Genomic DNA, 18,369 nt, shown 5'->3' with positions numbered 1-18,369 from the left:
CGTGAAACACTAATTGTTACTGGTTTTGTAAGAGAAAAGCCCCCGTACTCAAATTAACGAATACGGCGGGCGTTTCTAATTTTCAATTATATTTTAACCGAAGTAGTTGATGCCGATAGCGTCCCGAACTTCCTTCAGGGTCCGGTTAGCAACCTCATCGGCGTGGGCGGATCCTTCCTCCAGGACCTGGTCAACATAGTCCATGTTGGCCGCGTACTTTTCGCGCCGCTCCCGGATTGGTTTCAGTTCCGCTTGCAGGACTTCGTTTAAGTAACGCTTGATCTTGACGTCACCGAGGCCCCCTGCTTGGTACTGTTCCTTCAGCTTCGCCACTTGTTCCTTGTCTGGATCGAAGATGTCAAGGTAGGTAAAGACAGTGTTTCCTTCCACATGACCGGGGTCGGAAACCTTAATGTGGGTCGGGTCAGTGTACATCGACATAACCTTCTTCTGGATTGTGTCGGCATCATCAGAGAGGTAGATACAGTTGCCGAGGGACTTGCTCATCTTAGCATTGCCGTCAAGGCCAGGGATCCGGCCCTCACCCTTTGGTGGGAAAACCCCTTCCGGTTCAACCAAAATGTTCTTCTTGTAAATTCGGTTAAATGTCCGGACAATTTCCCGTGTCTGCTCCAGCATTGGTTCCTGGTCGTCACCAACTGGCACGGTATCAGCCTTGAAGGCGGTGATGTCTGCGGCCTGACTCACTGGATAAATCAAGAAGCCCGCTGGGACACTCTGGCCAAACTTCTTCTGCTTGATTTCCGTCTTGACAGTTGGGTTACGCTTCAGACGGGAAACGGTGACCAGGTTCAGGTAGTGCATGGTCAGTTCACTCAGGGCCGGTACCTGGGACTGGACGAGGATGGTTGACTTCTTTGGGTCGATTCCCACCGCCAGGTAGTCCAAGGCCACTTCGTGCAGTGAGCGCCGAATCTTCTCGGGATCCCGGGCGTTATCGGTCAGGGCCTGCTGGTCAGCGATCATGATGAAGGTGTCATACTTCCCCGTGTTTTGCAAAGCCACCCGGTTCTTCAGTGAACCAACATAGTGACCAATGTGCAGTTTACCCGTTGGCCGGTCACCAGTTAAAATTACGTGTTTCTTTTCTGCCATCATTAATTCCTCCTTATATTAAAAGCGCCCCATTAGCCGATTGACTAATAGGACGCTTGCGCGCGGTGCCACCTACATTGCAAATAACTTGCCGCTCTTTATTGATAATTATGTTAAAATCCAGTTCGCACCCTGGGGACCTTTTCACCAGCCGTCCCTCGCTAAACTCGTGCTACTTAATGTCTATATTCTAACGATTTTCGCCCCAAAAGGCAAGCGGGCAAGGCAAACACTTGTTCCGGACAAAAAGTCCCCGTATAATGGAATAAGAATCTGATGAAAGGAGGGCTAACCGTGGCCCGCACCTACTTGGCAATTGACCTCAAATCCTTCTATGCCTCAGCGGAGTGTGCCGCCCACCACCTCAACCCGCTGACCACAAACCTCGTGGTCGCCGATGAGTCCCGGACAAGCAAGACCATCTGCCTAGCCGTCTCCCCGGCCCTTAAGCAGTTTGGGGTACCAGGTCGCCCCCGCCTCTTCGAAGTCGAGCAAATTGTGGGAAAGTTGAACCGTGAACGTGCTCAAAGGGCGCCACACCACCAGCTAACCAAGTATAGCTCCGCTTATCGGCCACAGCTCCTGCGCAACCCCCATTTGCGGATTGGCTTCAAGATTGTTCCGCCACGAATGTCCTTCTACTTAAAGAAAAGTGCGGAGATTTACGAAATTTACCTCCGTTACCTCCCGCCGGAAAAGATTCACCCCTACTCCATCGATGAGGTTTTGATGGACATCACCGATTACCTGGCTGAGCACCACGTTTCGGCGCATGCCCTGGCCAAGGAGATGATCCAGACGATTCAGCTGGAGACCAAGATTACCGCCACAGCGGGGATTGGGACGAATCTCTACCTTGCAAAAGTGGCGATGGATATCGTTGCCAAGCGGATCCCGGCGGACGAGGATGGCGTCCGGATCGCCCAAATGAACGAACAGGAATATCGTCGTTACCTCTGGGCTCACACACCGTTGACCGATTTTTGGCGGATTGGCCGGGGTTACGCCAAACGTCTGCAAAAGCTGGGGCTAAACACAATGGGTGACATTGCCCACTGTTCCTTGGGTAAATTATCCGACCCCTTAAACGAGGAGGTCCTCTACCGCGAATTCGGTAAGAACGCCGAGTTGATCATTGACCATGCCTGGGGATACGAATCAGCTACTATGGAGGACATTAAGAACTACCGGTCAAGCAGCCACGGAATTTATTCCAGTATTATTCTGCCTAAGCCGTATAAGTACAACGAAGCCCGACTGGTGGTCCGGGAGATGGTCGACATGCTGAGCCTCCAGATGGTCAAACGGGACATGGTTGCTGACCAGTTCTCGCTGACGGTCAACTACGATGTCGAAAGCCTCCACCAGGGTCACGGCTTCCACGGGCCGACAACGACTGACTTTTATGGCCGGGAGGTTCCCCACCCTGATCACGGTAGTTTTACAACTAAACTCCCGACGGCATCACCACGGGAGTTAACGGATCACTTCCTAGAGGTGTTTCGGCAGAAGGTTAATCCCGACCTCTTCGTCCGCCGGGTCACCGTCACCGCTAACCACCTCGTAAAGCAGGCGGTCGCGGACCAGATGACCCATACGGAGCAGCTGGACCTCTTTACCAACACCAACCAGCACCTACGAAAAGCAGACCAGGAACGTCGCCAGCGTCAACAGGACCAACGGGTACAAAAGATGGTCCTCAAACTGCAGGACCGCTTTGGGAAAAATTCGATTATTCGGGCCGCGGACTTGAAGGACGGGGCGGTCGCCAAGAAACGTAACAAGGAGATTGGGGGACACCGGGCATAATGGACAAAAAACAATGGGAAGCCGAGAAGAAACAGTTCAACGATACATCCCGTTATAACGACATAATGGACGTGCCTCGCCACGTCTCGAAGGCCCACTTGCCAATGCCCCAAATTGACCGGGCGGGCCAGTTCGCCCCGTTTGCTGCTTTGACCGGTTATAAAGAACTTCTGGACCAGACGGCCAAACGCTACCGAAATAAAGACTACCTCAGTCATTCACAGTTGTTGACCCTCACTAAGCAGATCAAGAAGCTGAGTAAAATTTGGCCTTGGCCCTTAGTCACGGTTACCTACTTCAATGGGCAAAACGGCTACTATGAACAGTACACCGGACAGTTGGTCAACGTTGACTGGCAACGACAGCGACTACGATTTCGTGACGGGAGCTCGGTTGTGATCCGAAACTTGAAAAGAATTGCAGTAGAAAACGGCTAAGGATAAATCACTATCCTTAGCCGTTTTCTATTACTTATTTACTTGTCACCGCTTCTTCTGTAGCCACTTTCTTCTTGGCAGTCGCCATCATTAACCGGATTCGGTTAAGTTGGTTGACCACCGAAGCACCAGGGTCGTAGTCGATTGGCATCAGGTTGGCACCCTTATATTCTCGACGCAACTCCTTTAACATCCCCTTACCAACGATGTGGTTTGGCAAGCACCCAAACGGCTGCATGCAGACGATGTTGTTAACGCCGGACCGGAGGAGTTCGACCATTTCACCCGGCAAGAACCAACCTTCACCGGTCATGTTCCCCAGGGAGAGGACCGGTTTAGCACCGGCAACCACTTCATCCCACGGGGTAATCCCTTCAAAGTGCTTTGAAGCCCGCAAAGCCTCATCCATTGGCTTCTCCGCCTGACGAATTAGCTTCAACAGGATAGCCGCAAATAGTTGCGAGCTCTTCTTGGCACCAAGGTGTTGGTGACGATAAACCTGGTTGTACAGAGAGTAGTTCATAAAGCCCACAATGTCCGGAACCACTGCTTCGGCCCCTTCCTTTTCCAGGGTCCCCACAATGTCGTTGTTCGCAATCGGCGAGTACTTGACCAGAATTTCACCAACCACGCCGACCTTTGGCTTAACAATGTCCCGTACCGGCAAGGTGTCGAAGTCGTGCACAATTGCGTGGACGTTCCGCTTAAATTCCTTGAAGCTCCCGTTCTCCACATTTGGCCGTACCCGGTCGAGCCAGTCGGCATAGAGGGCGTTCGTCGCCCCCTTCTCCACCTCATACGGCCGGGTGTGGTAAACCAGCCGTTCGAAGAGGTCACCATACAGGAAGGCGATTGACGCCCGTTTGATCAGCGGCAGAGTGAAGGTGAAACCCGGTGGCGATTCAACCCCCTGGTTTCCTAAAGAAATTGAAATAACCGGTACCTGCGAGAATCCGGCGTCCTTCAAGGCCTTCCGAATCAGCGGCACGTAGTTGGTGGCCCGGCAACCCCCACCAGTCTGACTCATCATCACGGCGGTGTGGTTCAGGTCGTACTTACCACTCTGCAGGGCTTCTACCATCTGCCCAATCGAAATGATTGCCGGGTAGCAGGCATCGTTGTTCACGTACCGGGTCCCGACATCGACAGAACGGCGATCCTTGATTGGCAGGTTAACAACGTTGTAGCCCGATGCCTGGAGAGCCACGTCAACCAGGTTATGCTGGTGAATTGGCGATAGCATCGGCAAAAGTAGAGTGTACTTCTCCTTTTTCATTTCCTTGGTAAACTTGACCGGCGTCGGGTTGTCGTAGAGTTTTTCCGGATGAATTTTCTTCTCTGTCCGCTCCTTGATTGCCGCCTTCAGTGACCGAATCCGGATGCGGATGGCCCCGAGGTTGTCCCCTTCGTCAATCTTCAGGCAGGTGTAGAGACGGTTGTACTGGTTCATGATTTCTTCAACCTGGTCGGTATCAATGGCATCCAGGCCACAGCCGAAGGAGTTCAGTTGAACAAATTCCAGTTCCGGCGTCTTGGCTGCAATCCGGGCCGCCGCATACAGGCGGGAGTGGTAGGACCACTGGTTAACTACCCGGAGGCCCTTGACGTCACCCAGGTGGGCAATCGAGTCCTCGGTCAGGACGTGAAAACCGGCCGCCGTGATCATCTGGGAGATCCCATGGTTAATCATCGGGTCGAGGTGGTAAGGCCGCCCGGCAAGGACAACCCCGTGTTCCTCCTTCTGTTTTAACATCACCAGGGTATCTTCACCCCAGTTATGAATTTTCTGGTGGAAGTTGTCCAGTTCCTGGTAACCGGTCTCGAGGGCATCGCGGACCTCCTGCTTCGTTACCCCCAAGTCCTTGAAACATTCGTAGAGGTTCTCCGCCGTTGACTGGTGGTCCGCCAGGTTCAGAAATGGGTCCCGGAAGTCGACCTGACCACTCCGAATCTCGTCAACGTTATTCCGAATCACTTCAGGGTACGACTGAACAATTGGGCAGTTGTAGTGGTTGTTTGCCGCTTTCTTCTCCTGCAGTTCGTAGACAATTGCCGGGTAGAAGATCCGGTCAACATGACGGTTGGCAATCAATGCCATGATGTGGCCATGGACGTTCTTGGCCGGGTAACAGACCGTGTCGGACGGGATGGTTTCCATCCCTTTCTCGTATTGCTCCTTACTCCCCTTTGGCGACAGAATCGTCCGGAAGCCCAGTTGCTTGAAGAAGGTGGCCCACAGTGGGTAATCTTCGTACATGTTCAGGACCCGGGGAAGACCAATTGTACCGTGCTTGGCCAATTTACTGCGGAGCGGCCGGTACTTGAAAAGTTCCTTGTACTTCCGTTCGACCAGATTGACCTTCCCGTTATTCCGGGGCCGCTGGCCGTGCAGACGGAGGGCCCGGGCCTCACCCCGTTCACAGCGGTTACCAGTAACAAACTTCCGACCGTCATTAAAGATGGTCAAAGTCAGTTCACAGTTATTGGCACAACCACCACAGTGCATGTACTCCTTTTCAAAGGTCAGGTTTTCCATCTCCTTGATAGAGAGAAGGCTAGTCTGGTCCCCGGCTTGGTAGTTATGTTCAGCAATCAAGGCTGCACCGTAGGCCCCCATCAATCCGGCAATATTGGGCCGAATCACGTCGACACCAGCGATTTTCTCAAAGGCCCGCAAAACCGCATCGTTATAGAAGGTCCCACCCTGGCAGACGATGTGGTCGCCCAGTTCGTCAGCACTCCGCATCTTGATTACCTTGAAGAGGGCGTTCTTGATGATGGAGAATGACAGGCCGGCGGAAATGTCACCAATCGTGGCCCCTTCCTTTTGAACCTGCTTAACCTTGGAATTCATAAAGACCGTGCACCGGGAGCCCAGGTCAGCCGGGTGCTTAGCCAGCAAGGCGGCTTGGGCAAAGTCCCGGATATTGTACTTCAAGCCAGTTGCGAAGGTCTCCAAAAAAGATCCACAGCCAGATGAGCAGGCTTCGTTCAGTTTGATGTCAGCCAGGGCCCCGTTCTTGACGGTCATCGCTTTCATATCCTGACCACCGATGTCCAGGATAAAGTCGACGTCCGGCTGGAAGTAGTGGGCCGCCTGGTAGTGAGCCACCGTTTCCACTTCGCCAAGGTCAACGTTGAGGGCGTTCTTGATTAGGTGCTCGCCGTAACCAGTGACGCAGGCCTTGCCGATTTTCACGTCGGCCGGCATCTTCAGGTTCAGGTCCCGGAGCATCTGCTTGGTCTTCTCCAATGGGTCCCCATCGTTGTTGTCGTATTCGGTAAACAGGAGTTTGTGGTCCGCCGACATCAAGACAATCTTGGTGGTTGTCGAACCAGCATCAATTCCCAAGAAGGCCGTCCCGTGGTAGTTGGCCAGGTCACCGGCCTCAACCCGGTCCTTGGCGTGCCGCTGACGGAAGGCCGCCAGCTCGTCTTCGTTATTGAAGAGCGGGTCAAGGGAGTGTGATGGTGCCAGAACGGAGGAATCACCGTGTTCCAGCCGGTCCAACAAGATGCCCAAAGACAGCGTCGGCTGGTCATTAGCATAAAGGGCCGCCCCCTGGGCCACGAAGAGTTGCGGGTTCTCCGGGAAGATCACTTCATCGTCGGTCAGATGAAGGGTCTCAATAAAACGGTGGCGCAGTTGATCCATGAAGTAGAGGGGGCCACCCAAAAAGGCAACGTGTCCGCTAATCTTGTGACCAGCAGCCAAGCCGGAAATTGTCTGGTTGACTACGGCTTGGAAAATACTTGCCGCAATGTCTTCCTTCCGGGCCCCATCATTGATCAGCGGCTGAACATCAGTCTTGGCAAAGACCCCACAGCGACTGGCAATCGGGTAAATCTTTTCCGCGTTCCGGGCTAGCTTGTTCAGTCCATCGGCATCGGTATCTAAAAGGACCGCCATCTGGTCGATGAAGGCGCCAGTACCCCCAGCACAGCTCCCGTTCATCCGCTGTTCCAGGGAGTCGCCGAAGAAGGTGATCTTGGCATCTTCACCCCCCAGCTCAATCGCCACATCCGTCTCGGGAATCAGCTGCTCAACGGTCTTGGTGCAGGCAATCACTTCCTGAATAAACTTCAGTTGCAATAGGTTGGCCAGACCAATCCCACCGGACCCCGTAATCGTGAAGGCAATTGGGGTGGCGCCACCCAGTTCGGCAATTGCTTCCTTGATTACGCGCTCACTGGCGGCCTTAACATCCGCGTAGTGGCGTTCATATCGAGAGAAAAGGGTCTGGTGGGCATCGTTCATCACCACCAACTTAACCGTGGTAGAACCAACATCAATCCCCCCATAGAGTTTCTCTGTCATCGTTAAATTCCTCCCCTGACATAATTTCACCGCACTTTTCCAACAGTGTGTATAATATAATTAAGTATATTTTTAAATGAAAATTATCAACATTCAATCAGCAAAAATTACGGGTCTGTTTGTTAGACAACAGATTTAAACATTGTGTCGGATTTGATTTAAAAGGGGGAATTGACGTGACACTCCAAGAAGATATTCGGGTACGACGGACCAAGCAAAACATCATCAATGCCTTTGTTGCCCTGACAAAAGAGAAGAGCATCGACACCATTACCGTCCAGGAGATTGCGGATAAGGCGATGGTCAACCGGGCCACCTTCTATGCCCACTACCATGACAAGCAGGACCTCTATGAACAAGTTTTCAAGCAGGCAATCGGCCTCTTCACCCCCTTACGGAACCCCCTCCTCTTTTTGAATCGCAAGATTATGTTCACTAAGCTTGAGGATACCCTGACCGGGGTCCTGGAAAAATGCTCTGAAAACCGGGACCTCCTCCTCTTGATTATTGACGGGACGCCCTCAAGAACTCTCCAGAACCAGCTGGCCCCGATTCTCAGTACCAATATCAGTGGCATCCTGAAGGAATTTGGTATTGATAAAAAAAGCACGATCCCTTCCGACCTGGTCATCACTTACATTCTTTCAATTTTCATCAGTGTCCTCGCCTGGTGGCTCCATGAGGGCCAGGCCCATGACATGAGTGCCCGCCAGCTGGCCCACAACTTAATCAGGCTGGCATTAGATGGCCACATGCGGGTACTGGGAATTGAGCCCTAATAAAAAGGTTTGACTACGAACATCATCGCAGCCAAACCTTTTTATTATTCAACTATTATTCTTTAAGCTTCTTCTGCAACAAAGAGCCGTGAACTAAAGTCCGATGGATCCTTCTCCGGCTTTGTCCGGTCCATAATCCGGGGTACAAAGTAACCAGCGTTCATCAGTTCAGCACCAGAGAATTTCTCGTCCCCGCCGTTAACCGTGTATTGCTTTTCAGGGTCCAGGCCTGCAAAGTATACCCGGATGTAAGCTGGGTTGGCGCCATTGAGGATCTGGAAGCGCGCCATAATAGCCTTGGTCTTGTCATCATTAACAACTTCCCAGTCGTAAACGTTGTCGGTTGCCGTGTCGGCGTTTTCCAAGCGGTAGAACTTGCCAAACTGGAAGAGTTTCCGGTACTTCTTGTAGAAGGCCACTTGGTCCTTGATCTCGGCCAGTTGGTCCTTTGGCAGCTTAGTAATGTCTAGTTCGTAACCAAAGTCACCGAAGTAGGCCACGGCTGCCCGGGTCGCCAGCGAAGTCAGCCGGCCAACCTGGTCATTTGGTACCGCAGAAACGTGGGCACCCCACATCGATTGTTGGTAACCATAGGAAGTCCCGTCTTGAATCTTGATTCGTTCAACAGCGTCAGTGTCGTCACTGCACCATGCTTGAGGAGCATAGTACATCATCCCGAGATCGAAACGGCCACCACCGGAGGCACATGATTCAAAGAGAACCTTCGGGAAGGCACTCGTCAGGCGGGCATACAGTTGGTAAACCCCGAGGATGTAGCGGTGAGCAAATTCTAATTGACGGTCGGCGGGTAGCTTGGCCCCAAACATTTCCGTAATGTTCCGGTTCATGTCCCACTTGATGTAATCCAGTTGGGTCTTCTTAATGATGGCACTGATGTGATCAACTAAGTAGTCGACAACTTCTTTGCGGGTCATGTCAAGAACAAACTGGTTCCGGGCAGGCGTGCTCTGCCGGCCAGGAGTTGCAATCATCCAATCAGGGTGTGCTTCATAGAGCTTACTATCGATTGAGATCATTTCCGGTTCGAACCAGAGGCCGAACTTCATCCCCTTATCGTGGACCTTCTTGGCAAAGCCGTCAATCCCAGTAGCGAACTTCTTTTCGTCAACAAACCAGTCACCCAGGCTAGACTTGTCATCGTCCCGGTGGCCAAACCAGCCGTCATCGAGGACAAACATTTCAATGCCGAGTTTGTGAGCTTCGTCAACGATTGGCATCAACTTGTCTTCGTTGAAGTCCATGAAGGTTGCTTCCCAGTTGTTGATCAGGATTGGCCGTTCTTGACGGGCAAAGTGCGGGTTGATCAAGTGGCCCTGGTAGAAGTCAGCCAGCTGGTGGCTCAGCTGATTGAAGCCATCACTGGTGTAGGTCATCACTGCTTCTGGCGTCTGGAAGTTCTCCCCATCAGATAGGTGCCAGCCAAACTCGTCCGGGTTGATACCGACCAGGACCCGGGTCGTGTCGAACTGGTCAACTTCCACGGAGTCGAGGAAGTTCCCGGAGTAGATAAAGTTAAAACCGAAGACACCACCGTGGTTGTTATCGGTGTGCGGCCGGGCCAGCATGAAGAATGGGTTGTGCTGGTGACTTGATGCGTCCCGCAAACTGGAGATGCTCTGAACTCCGGCACGGAGTGGGGTCCGAATCAAATGACGTTCCCGGGCCCAGCTACCGGAGAATTGGACCATATCGTAGTTAGCATCCGGCAGGTCAAGTTGGGCACTCAGCGCACGATTTAAGACAATGTCTTTGCCCCGGTTCGTAAAGGTGGCGCTACGAACAATGACGTCTTCCTTGTCAAAGATGGTGTAGTGGAGGGTCAAGGCAACATCGGCGTATTCATCCTTGAATTCCACATCCAGGGTCTGAGCATCGTCCCCCTGGTCGTCAAATGATGACGGCATGTCGGTCAGCCGTTGTTTGCCACTGGTAATCTTGTAGCCCATGTACTTGAATTCGGATGTCCGGGACCCATCATTGTAAGTGATTTGATAGGCTGGGTAGCGGTAGTCCCCCTTGCCTAAGCCGGCGTATTCTTGCTTGATCAGTTCTAGTTGAAAATCGGACTGTTCAACGGTCAGCGTATTCGTGCAGTCGTGTTCTTCCCGGCTGGCCAGGTTTGTGTAGGCAGCCTTTACCGGAATTCGTGGTCCATAGTAAAGCTGTCCCGCTTCACCATTTTCCAGGATTTGGAAAACATAGCTTGTCTTGGCAGTTTGTAAGTGGAAAAGCTTGTGTTCTTCGTTAACATGGATACTCATTTTAAATAACCCCTTTTTGTAAGCATTTACATTACCTATTATAAACTTAATCGGTCGTCGGCACTAGTTCTTCGTCATTTTCCTGTAGTTGAACCTGCAAGACATCGTCCCCGGCTTGGACATTTATTCCCGGCTTGGCAGTTAGCGAAATTGGTCCCAGCTTCTTGGTGTTCGTCACGGCAACCACCACGGTGTCATCGAGGCCCGCCTTCTTAATCGTTGGGTCCCAGAACTCAATCAATTCTTGACCCTTCTTGACCCGTTGCCCCTCTTCAACATAGGAAACAAAGCCGGTTCCCTTGAGCTTAACAGTGCCAATACCAACGTGGATAAGGAGGGCAATCCCGTCATCGCTGATTAAACCAACCGCGTGCCGGGTCGTAAAGATCTGCTTGACCGTGGCATCAAACGGAGCAAGGACCCGTCCATCACTTGGCTTGATTGCGAAGCCGTCCCCAGCGGCCCCGGTGGAGAAGACATCATCCTTAACGTCACTCATCTTCATCAGGGTTCCAGCAATTGGGGTTGGAATGTCAATATCCTTAGCAGGCTGGTCGTCGTCTTTAATGTGCTTGCCCCAAGCCTTTTCCAATTCGGCAACAATCTCGGCGTGCTTTTCCTCACTCAGGATCACCTTCTTGGCAAAGACGCAGATAGAGATGACCAAAAGGACTGCTGGTACAGCAAACATCATTAGTTTGAAGTTCATCCGTCCCGTGGCGGTAATCGAAGAAGCAGTGGCCCCAGTCGTCATCCCCGCCAGGATGGCTACTTGACCAACGACCCCATTGGCTACGGCACCACCGAACTTATCGAGCAGCGGCCGGACGGACAGGGCCAGGGATTCGTCCCGGTGGCCTAACTTCAGCTGCCCATATTCAACGGAGTCAGTGATGACCATCAGGACAATCAAGAAAACCATTGGTTGGGGGAAGCCGAACATCGAAGCGGCAATCAGAACCAATGCCAGGTTGTCGCCAGCGACGGTAAAGAGGGCAATCCCGCACAGCATGAATACCAACAGGCTGGTAAAGAGGGCCTTCCGACTAAGGTGCTTAGAGAAGAACGGGAATAAGGAAGTCCCGATGATTCCCAAGAAGACATTGATCGTGGAGAAAATCGAGAATGCCTTTGGTGCCCCCATGATGTAGGTGAAGTAGTAAACTTCCAGGGAATTAATGATGTTAATTCCAACACAGTAGAAGGGGTAGGCACAGGCCACCCACATCAGTTGGTCATTACCGGAGAGCGCCTTGAAGATGCCGACGATACCAACTGTGTCCTTCTTATTCTTCCGAATTTCACTGTTAGTCTCCTGGGTGAAGATTCCTACCCCCCCAGGCAGATAACATGGCCAAAGAACAGATAATCAAGGCAAAGACGAACCAACCACGGTTGTCACCGGTACTGGTCTTGGTTGCGGAGAAGTAGATGACGGCCGGCATAACGATGATTCCGACCATCCCCCCACCGATGGTTGAACCAACCCGGGCGAAGGTAGCTGTCTTTTCCCGTTCTCGAGAATCAGTCGTCAGTGATGGTAACATCGACCAAAAACCGACGTCCTTAAAGGAATAGAAGATGTCCATCGTGATATAGAGGACCCCAAACAAGACGAGGTAGCCAATCGCACTCTTCTTGTACAGGCCTCCCATGTTGGTGAATAGCAAGAGGAGGATCACCGCGGAGACGGTCCCACCGATTACCACCCACGGGCGGAAGTGTCCCCACCGGGTCTTAGTCCGGTCAATTGCGTTCCCAATGAAGGGGTCAATGAACAATTCGACAAACCGCAGGCACATGATAATCAGTGTCACAATACTAATCATCTTGTTATCGAGACTTTGGTTGCCCGTATCAAACAGGTGCGAGGTAATGAACATGATCAGGTAGCCACAAAAGAGACCGTAGAACGAGTCGTTACCAAAGGCACCAAAACTATAAGCAAGACGTTGCCGCATCGGCATCTTGTTCTTATTTTCAGTACTCATAATCTTTCTCTCCTTAACATTAAAAACGGTTTCTGTATCCGCTTTCAGAATTCGATAATATTATATTTGATAATCGTTTATCATTCCATGGCTAAAAAGTTCCAATATGTGCAAAATAATTTTACTAACAAATCGACATGTAATTTTGATGTTCCATGCTACAATGGTGATAAAGAGTAATCATGATTGAACAAATCAACATGGAAGGAAGAGAAAAAAATGGACGGTGAATACAAAAGTCTTACTGGCAAAAGCTTCGAAAGTAACATCCTGTTTATTGGCCAGGATAACTGCCGGCCCAACTACTTTTACCGGGGAAATAATGTCCGTGACAATTATGTCATCCACTACGTCATGGACGGCCAGGGAACCTTCTCCTCGGCTAACCACCCTGCTGTAACCCTGAAAAAGGGCGATGTCTTCCTCTTGCCAAAGGGGGTCCCCTGCTTCTACCAGGCCGATGGTCAGCACCCTTGGAAGTACTTTTGGATTGGCCTTTCGGGAACGAAGATCAAGACAATGCTGGCCGGGTCGGCCCTGTTTACCAAGCGGTACCTCCGTCAGGTCCAGGGGAGTCACTTTTATGACAGCCTCTCCTGCCTCTTCGCCGCACTGAAGAAGAAAAGCTCCTTAGCCAACGACATCCTGGTTGAAACACTGACCTACCAGATGTTCTACCACCTGGTGACGGAATATCCTGGTCAGGCCCCTAAGGCCGGCAGTAAGGCCCATGATCAGCTCAAGTTAGCTACTTACTACCTGCAAAAAAACTTCACTAAACAGTCGTGCACCGTTGAGGATCTGTGCCACCACCTTAATATCTCGCGCAGTTACCTCTACACCATCTTTAAAAAGGACCTTAACATTTCAGCCCAGAGCTACCTCACCCACTTGCGGATGGAAGAGGCCTGCCAGCTTCTTCGCAGTACGGACCAGACCGTCCAGGAGGTTGCCCACCAGGTTGGTTACCGGGACGAATTCACCTTCTCTAAGGCCTTTAAACGCTACAGTGGCTTTAGCCCGTCAGTGTACCGGCGAAATCTGTATTAGAACCTGAAACTTGAAAGCTAATAATCACGCCAAAGGCGTGTGGTTATTGGCTTTTTTGGCAAAAAAATAAACGCAAGCTCTCCTGCGTTGTATACTTTAGTCGACCAAAACCAAGATACAAAGGAGACTTACGTCATGAATATTATAAGACAAAAAAATACAGAAAACGAGCTTCACAATATTGTTCATCAATTTACTTCCCTCATTGGTCTATCTAAACTCACCAAGTTGGTGAATTATCGCCGGAATTCAGAAATCAGCTTGATGAAGGTCATTGAATGGCTGCTCACGACAAAGTTCCTGGGACGCTCGCTTTATCGAGCCCATGAAACACCTAACTTTACCAGTCGCACCGTCAGAAATAATTTGAACGATGGCCGGATCAATTGGCAACGCTTGATTTGTCAAGTTGGGAGTCATTTAATCAAGCATTTACGACCGTTTATTGACCGCCGGCGGCGGTTAGCATTGATCATTGACGATACACTCTTTTCCCGTGAGTACGCCACCCAAACCGAATTACTAGCGCGAGTCTTTGACCATGACAAACAGTTATATATTAAGGGATACCGGGCTTTAACTTTGGGTTGGAGTGACGCCAATACATTCTTACCGATCAACTTTGCATTAATGTCTTCCAAGAAGCCACAAAACGTCCTTGGAAAATCAGCTAAAACAACCGATCAACGAACAATTGCTGGCCGGAGACGTCGCCAAGCACAGCAAAAAATGAACCTCGTTTCATTGCAACTTGTCAAGCAAGCCCTCGCAAATGGCGTTCTAGCTGACTATGTGTTATTTGATAGCTGGTATAGCTCACCAAAAATGTTCTATGAATTAACCAAGTTGGGATTAAATGGCGTGGGCATGCTTAAACGGTCCAGCAAAATTTACTATCAATATCGCGGACGGCAATATTCAGTTAAAGCATTATACAAGCGACTGCAGGCCTCAAAATATCAACCGAAACAAGCTTATCAATACAGCTGCTTTGTCGAAGCGCACGTCGGGAACCAAAAATTCAAGCTTCGCTTGGTATTTGTGGCTAATCGGGCCCGTCAAGATGACTACCTAGTACTGGCAACGACTCAGTTAGGCCTTCAGCCACAAGAGATCATTCAACTATACGCCCGAAGATGGCAAATTGAGAATTACTTTAAAGTTGCCAAGCAATACTTGCGGCTCGACAAATCACAAGTTCAAAATTATGACGGGCTTTGTGGCCATTTAGCAATTGTCATGATGACTTATGACCTATTAGCTTGGCAGGAACGGCAAAATCAGGATGATCGCACCATTGGGGATTTATTCTTTATAATGAACGAAGCCATGCCAGATATTGAGTTGTCTCAAGCACTGGTATGGCTTCTAAATTCGTTAAAAACGATTATTAATCATGAAGTTTATGCAAGAAGAGCCCAAATTATTCAGATGATGAATCAGTTCTTCACATTTTTGCCGAAACGGTTAGTTTCGCTGTTAACAGCAAGCTAAATGGTTAAATTAATTAAAATATGCCCTGTGATACCAAGGAATCAGTCTGTCTTCATACTTTCAAGTTTCAGATTAGAACTTAAAAAAACTGGTGAAAAGCGAGCAACTTTTCACCAGTTTCCTTATTTTTAAAGATATTAGTTATTCTCTAACTTAGCCTTACGAGCTTGTTCCACGTCAAATTCAGGGAACCAGATACCGATTTCCCGGGTGGCACTGTCTACCGTATCAGAGGTGTGGATGATGTTCCGCAGGTTACCATCTGGCCATTCACGACCGTAGTCCCCACGGATGGTCCCCCACTCGGCCTCGCCAGGGTTAGTAGCCCCGGCCATGTTGTGGATGGCCTGGACAACGTTCGTCCCGGAAACCACAATTCCGACAATTGGGCCTTCAGTCATGTATTCCAAAAGTTCAGGGAAGAATGGCTTGTCCACCTTGTCAGAATAGTGTTGACGCAGCTTTTCCTCGGTTGGGATGATCATCTTCAGGGCTTCAATGGTGTAACCCTTCCGTTCGATTCGGGTAATGATATCACCGATGTGCCGTGTCTTAACACCATCCGGCTTTACCAGTACCAAAGTATATTCATCTTTTACCATACGGAACATCTCCTTATAAATCGCTACTAATAGAGTAACATATTCCCCTAGGCCGTGAAAGCGTTTTTATTGTTTATCGGTTAATTCATGCTCAATCACGACCTGCTTACCGGCCTGAGCAGTAATTGCCTTAGCAACCGGACCGTTGCTTACCAGGGTCAACTGGTGCATTGCCCGGGTTGCCATTGTGTAGATCATCCCCACGGCATCGACGTTTGCCATGTTTTCCTGGGAAATATCGTAGGCAATGACGGCGTCAAACTCGAGGCCCTTGGCGAGGTATATTGGCAAAACAAGGATCCCCGTTGGTAGGGCACTATCGCGGGCGCTGAGCAAGTGAAGGTCACTAACCCCCTGCTGGTGCAGGTGACGGTAAATGTGTTCCGCCTGGTCGCGGTTCTTGGTCAGGACCGCCACCGTCTCAAATTTCTGCCGGTGCTTGGCTACCATCGCCGCCACACACTGGTCGCAGGCCACCTGATCATAGCGAACATAGAGGGCCGGGCGCTCCCCGTGACGGGTAAAGGAAATAACCTGGTCCCCATCGGGCAGGAGGGCCTTAGCGAAGTCAGTAATCTCCTTGGTCGACCGGTAACTCCGGTTCAGGGCAATCAGGTTGGGGTGCTTTGCCTGCAGGGCCGTGCTTAATTCTTTGAGCATCTTCTGGGGCAAACGAAGTGGCTTGAAAAGCGCCTGTTCACTGTCACCCAGGACGGTAAACTTGGCTCGGGGAAAGGCATGACGAAGGTAAATCAGCATTGCCAGTGGGTAGTCTTGCATCTCGTCAATGAAGACGTACTGGAAGGCCTGGTTCTGCCCACTCCCCGTCATCAAATCACGCAAATACATCAGCGGAACCGTGTGCATCAGCTTCAGCCGATGGTACTCGATTTCGTTTTGGTATTCGGTAATCGTGTTGATCCAGTCCCGCCTACTGATGTTCTCCGGCAGGACAACCTGACGGAGGAAGCGCTCGTACTGATTGTAAAAGTCAATAAAGTAGTTGTTGTAAATTGCGTCGGCGACCACCCGCAGACGGCGCTTGGCTAGGCGGCGGGCCAGGTAGGCGTACTGGGCGTTTTCATCTTTAAAGTCGTCGACCGTCTTTTTGCCGTATAGGCGGTGTAGTTGCTGGACGTCCAGGTCATCGAGGACTTTGGCAACCCAGTCCTTCCTCGCCTCTTCTCTTACCCGGTGCTGGAGCTCACGAATCAGCTTATTCTTCAGGTGAACTAAACGGTCCGCCGCCGTCATCGTCTTGGGAAGGGCCCGGTAAAGGTCGCGGATGTGGTCGGCACTGAAGAAGACCCGGCTGTTGAAGGTCAGGTCAGTAAACTGGATCTGTTCCACGGGTAACTGGTGAACGTAGTCAAAGACGGCTGCCATTATTGGGGTGCCTTCCAAGAAGTCGGCAACAACATGGTCCCCGCTGTCCTTTTGCCGTTCCTCATAACGGTCAAAGAGGGTCTCTACCTGGAGGCCTTCAAACCGCCGGCGGAGAAAGCCAGCCAGGGTGACCTGGCGCATGTTCCGTTCCCCCAGGCTTGGTAAGACCTCCGAAATGTAGTGACTAAAGAGGTTGTTCGGACTGAAGAGGACAATCTGGTCAGCATTTAATTCCGCCCGGCTATGGTAGAGGAGGTAGGCAATTCGCTGTAAAATTGCGGAGGTCTTCCCGGAACCGGCAACCCCCTGGACCAAGAGGAGGTCACTTCTGGTATCCCGGATAATGTCGTTTTGCTCCTGCTGAATCGTCGCCACGATGTTGTGCATGTACTGGTCGTTTTGCTCCCCAAGGGCGGCCTGGAGGAGCTCGTCACCGACTGTTTCGTTGGTATCGAACATGTTGGTGATCTTACCATCCTTGATTGTGAATTGGCGTTTCTTAACCAAGGTGGTAGTCTGCGTCCCCGCTGGCGTCTCGTACTTAACCTTACCGAGCGTGCCGTTGTAGTAGACCGCAGAGATAGGGGCCCGCCAATCGTAGACCAAAAAGTCGGTCTTGTCGCTATTCATCAGTGATGCCGTCCCAATGTAGAGACTCTCTGGTTCATCTTCGCCGGGGTCCAGGATGTCGATCCGGCCAAAGTACGGGGACCCCTGAAGGTTCTTCAGGGTACGGAGCTGGTGTTTTAGGATGGTTTCGTTCTCGGCTGCTTGAGAAACTAGTCGCCGCTGCTGTTCCAGTTCGGACCGCGATTCGGCAATATCATCAACTTCGTAACGGTTGATTGAGGCGTTCTCGCTGTAATTCTTTTCGACCGCCCTGGTTTCCTTATGGGCAGCCACGACTGCCTTTTTCGTCTCAGCAATCTGCCGGGCAATTTCCTCATCGACCTGGTCGACCCGCTGCTGTTCAACGCGTTGCTCTCCGTCTTCCATTTTCGTTCCCCCTTTTTTCTGTAATCGTGATTATCTATTTTAGCATTTTATCCGTGGGGACCCAACCAAAAGCGACTGGGGATACCCACAATCGAGTAGGAGGTAATTG

The 18,369-nt window shown here is 51.0% G+C and carries 10 protein-coding genes and 1 pseudogene; 5 read left to right on the top strand and 6 right to left on the bottom strand.

The features are described from left to right. Positions 1 to 93 precede the first annotated feature (93 nt). Positions 94 to 1,116: a tryptophan--tRNA ligase gene (trpS, locus tag KZE55_RS01740; RefSeq protein ID WP_222258768.1), complete on the bottom strand. Its 1,023-nt coding sequence runs from the start codon at positions 1,114 to 1,116 to the stop codon at positions 94 to 96. A gap of 294 nt (positions 1,117 to 1,410) precedes the next feature. Between trpS and KZE55_RS01735 the strand changes: the two genes are divergently transcribed. Next, complete coding sequence (locus KZE55_RS01735) at positions 1,411 to 2,925, top strand: Y-family DNA polymerase (protein WP_261313282.1); 1,515 nt, start codon at positions 1,411 to 1,413, stop codon at positions 2,923 to 2,925. After that, a complete protein-coding gene (locus KZE55_RS01730) occupies positions 2,925 to 3,362 on the top strand; it encodes a YolD-like family protein (RefSeq protein WP_222258764.1) in 438 nt (145 codons plus the stop codon). Before KZE55_RS01735 ends, KZE55_RS01730 begins: the two co-directional genes overlap by 1 nt. A 34-nt stretch (positions 3,363 to 3,396) precedes the next feature. Here the strand turns inward: KZE55_RS01730 and KZE55_RS01725 are convergent, their stop codons facing one another. Continuing rightward, on the bottom strand, positions 3,397 to 7,680 hold the full coding sequence (locus KZE55_RS01725) for a 2-hydroxyacyl-CoA dehydratase (protein ID WP_222258762.1): 4,284 nt from the start codon (positions 7,678 to 7,680) through the stop codon (positions 3,397 to 3,399). Between the two features lie 176 nt (positions 7,681 to 7,856). Here KZE55_RS01725 and KZE55_RS01720 point away from each other — a divergent pair, with 176 nt between their 5' ends. Continuing rightward, a complete protein-coding gene (locus tag KZE55_RS01720; RefSeq protein WP_222258760.1) occupies positions 7,857 to 8,459 on the top strand; it encodes a TetR/AcrR family transcriptional regulator in 603 nt (200 codons plus the stop codon). A 62-nt stretch (positions 8,460 to 8,521) separates the two neighbouring features. Here KZE55_RS01720 and KZE55_RS01715 read toward each other — a convergent pair whose 3' ends face one another. Next, a complete protein-coding gene (locus tag KZE55_RS01715) occupies positions 8,522 to 10,741 on the bottom strand; it encodes an alpha-galactosidase (protein ID WP_056962139.1) in 2,220 nt (739 codons plus the stop codon). Between the two features lie 46 nt (positions 10,742 to 10,787). Further along, a pseudogene (locus KZE55_RS01710) lies at positions 10,788 to 12,732 on the bottom strand (glycoside-pentoside-hexuronide (GPH):cation symporter). A 219-nt stretch (positions 12,733 to 12,951) separates the two neighbouring features. On the opposite strand from KZE55_RS01710, the gene KZE55_RS01705 reads away from it, so the two are divergent. Continuing rightward, on the top strand, positions 12,952 to 13,782 hold the full coding sequence (locus KZE55_RS01705; protein ID WP_222258758.1) for an AraC family transcriptional regulator: 831 nt from the start codon (positions 12,952 to 12,954) through the stop codon (positions 13,780 to 13,782). A 135-nt stretch (positions 13,783 to 13,917) separates the two neighbouring features. Beyond that, the gene (locus KZE55_RS01700) at positions 13,918 to 15,276 is read left to right on the top strand and encodes an IS4 family transposase (protein WP_065901546.1); all 1,359 of its coding nucleotides are present in this window, start codon (positions 13,918 to 13,920) and stop codon (positions 15,274 to 15,276) included. Between the two features lie 137 nt (positions 15,277 to 15,413). Here KZE55_RS01700 and ndk read toward each other — a convergent pair whose 3' ends face one another. Both ndk and helD read right to left on the bottom strand, forming a co-directional pair. After that, positions 15,414 to 15,878: a nucleoside-diphosphate kinase gene (gene ndk / locus KZE55_RS01695; RefSeq protein ID WP_047768610.1), complete on the bottom strand. Its 465-nt coding sequence runs from the start codon at positions 15,876 to 15,878 to the stop codon at positions 15,414 to 15,416. Positions 15,879 to 15,944: 66 nt separating this feature from the next. Then, entirely contained in the window at positions 15,945 to 18,260 is a 2,316-nt protein-coding gene (gene helD / locus KZE55_RS01690; protein WP_222258756.1) for an RNA polymerase recycling motor HelD, read from the bottom strand. Positions 18,261 to 18,369: the final 109 nt, after the last annotated feature.

This window comes from Limosilactobacillus panis (assembly GCF_019797825.1).
GTDB lineage: Bacteria > Bacillota > Bacilli > Lactobacillales > Lactobacillaceae > Limosilactobacillus > Limosilactobacillus panis_A.
The sequence above is the reverse complement of the archived record's forward strand: the minus strand, read 5'-3'. Positions and strand labels throughout refer to the sequence as shown.

What these genes read in the sequence shown, in the direction of transcription:
- trpS (WP_222258768.1), bottom strand. Translation starts at nt 1,116, where the DNA reads ATGGCAGAAAAGAAACACGTAATTTTAACTGGTGACCGGCCAACGGGT.
- KZE55_RS01730 (WP_222258764.1), top strand. Translation starts at nt 2,925, where the DNA reads ATGGACAAAAAACAATGGGAAGCCGAGAAGAAACAGTTCAACGATACA.
- KZE55_RS01725 (WP_222258762.1), bottom strand. Translation starts at nt 7,680, where the DNA reads ATGACAGAGAAACTCTATGGGGGGATTGATGTTGGTTCTACCACGGTT.
- KZE55_RS01715 (WP_056962139.1), bottom strand. Translation starts at nt 10,741, where the DNA reads ATGAGTATCCATGTTAACGAAGAACACAAGCTTTTCCACTTACAAACT.
- KZE55_RS01705 (WP_222258758.1), top strand. Translation starts at nt 12,952, where the DNA reads ATGGACGGTGAATACAAAAGTCTTACTGGCAAAAGCTTCGAAAGTAAC.
- KZE55_RS01700 (WP_065901546.1), top strand. Translation starts at nt 13,918, where the DNA reads ATGAATATTATAAGACAAAAAAATACAGAAAACGAGCTTCACAATATT.
- ndk (WP_047768610.1), bottom strand. Translation starts at nt 15,878, where the DNA reads ATGGTAAAAGATGAATATACTTTGGTACTGGTAAAGCCGGATGGTGTT.
- helD (WP_222258756.1), bottom strand. Translation starts at nt 18,260, where the DNA reads ATGGAAGACGGAGAGCAACGCGTTGAACAGCAGCGGGTCGACCAGGTC.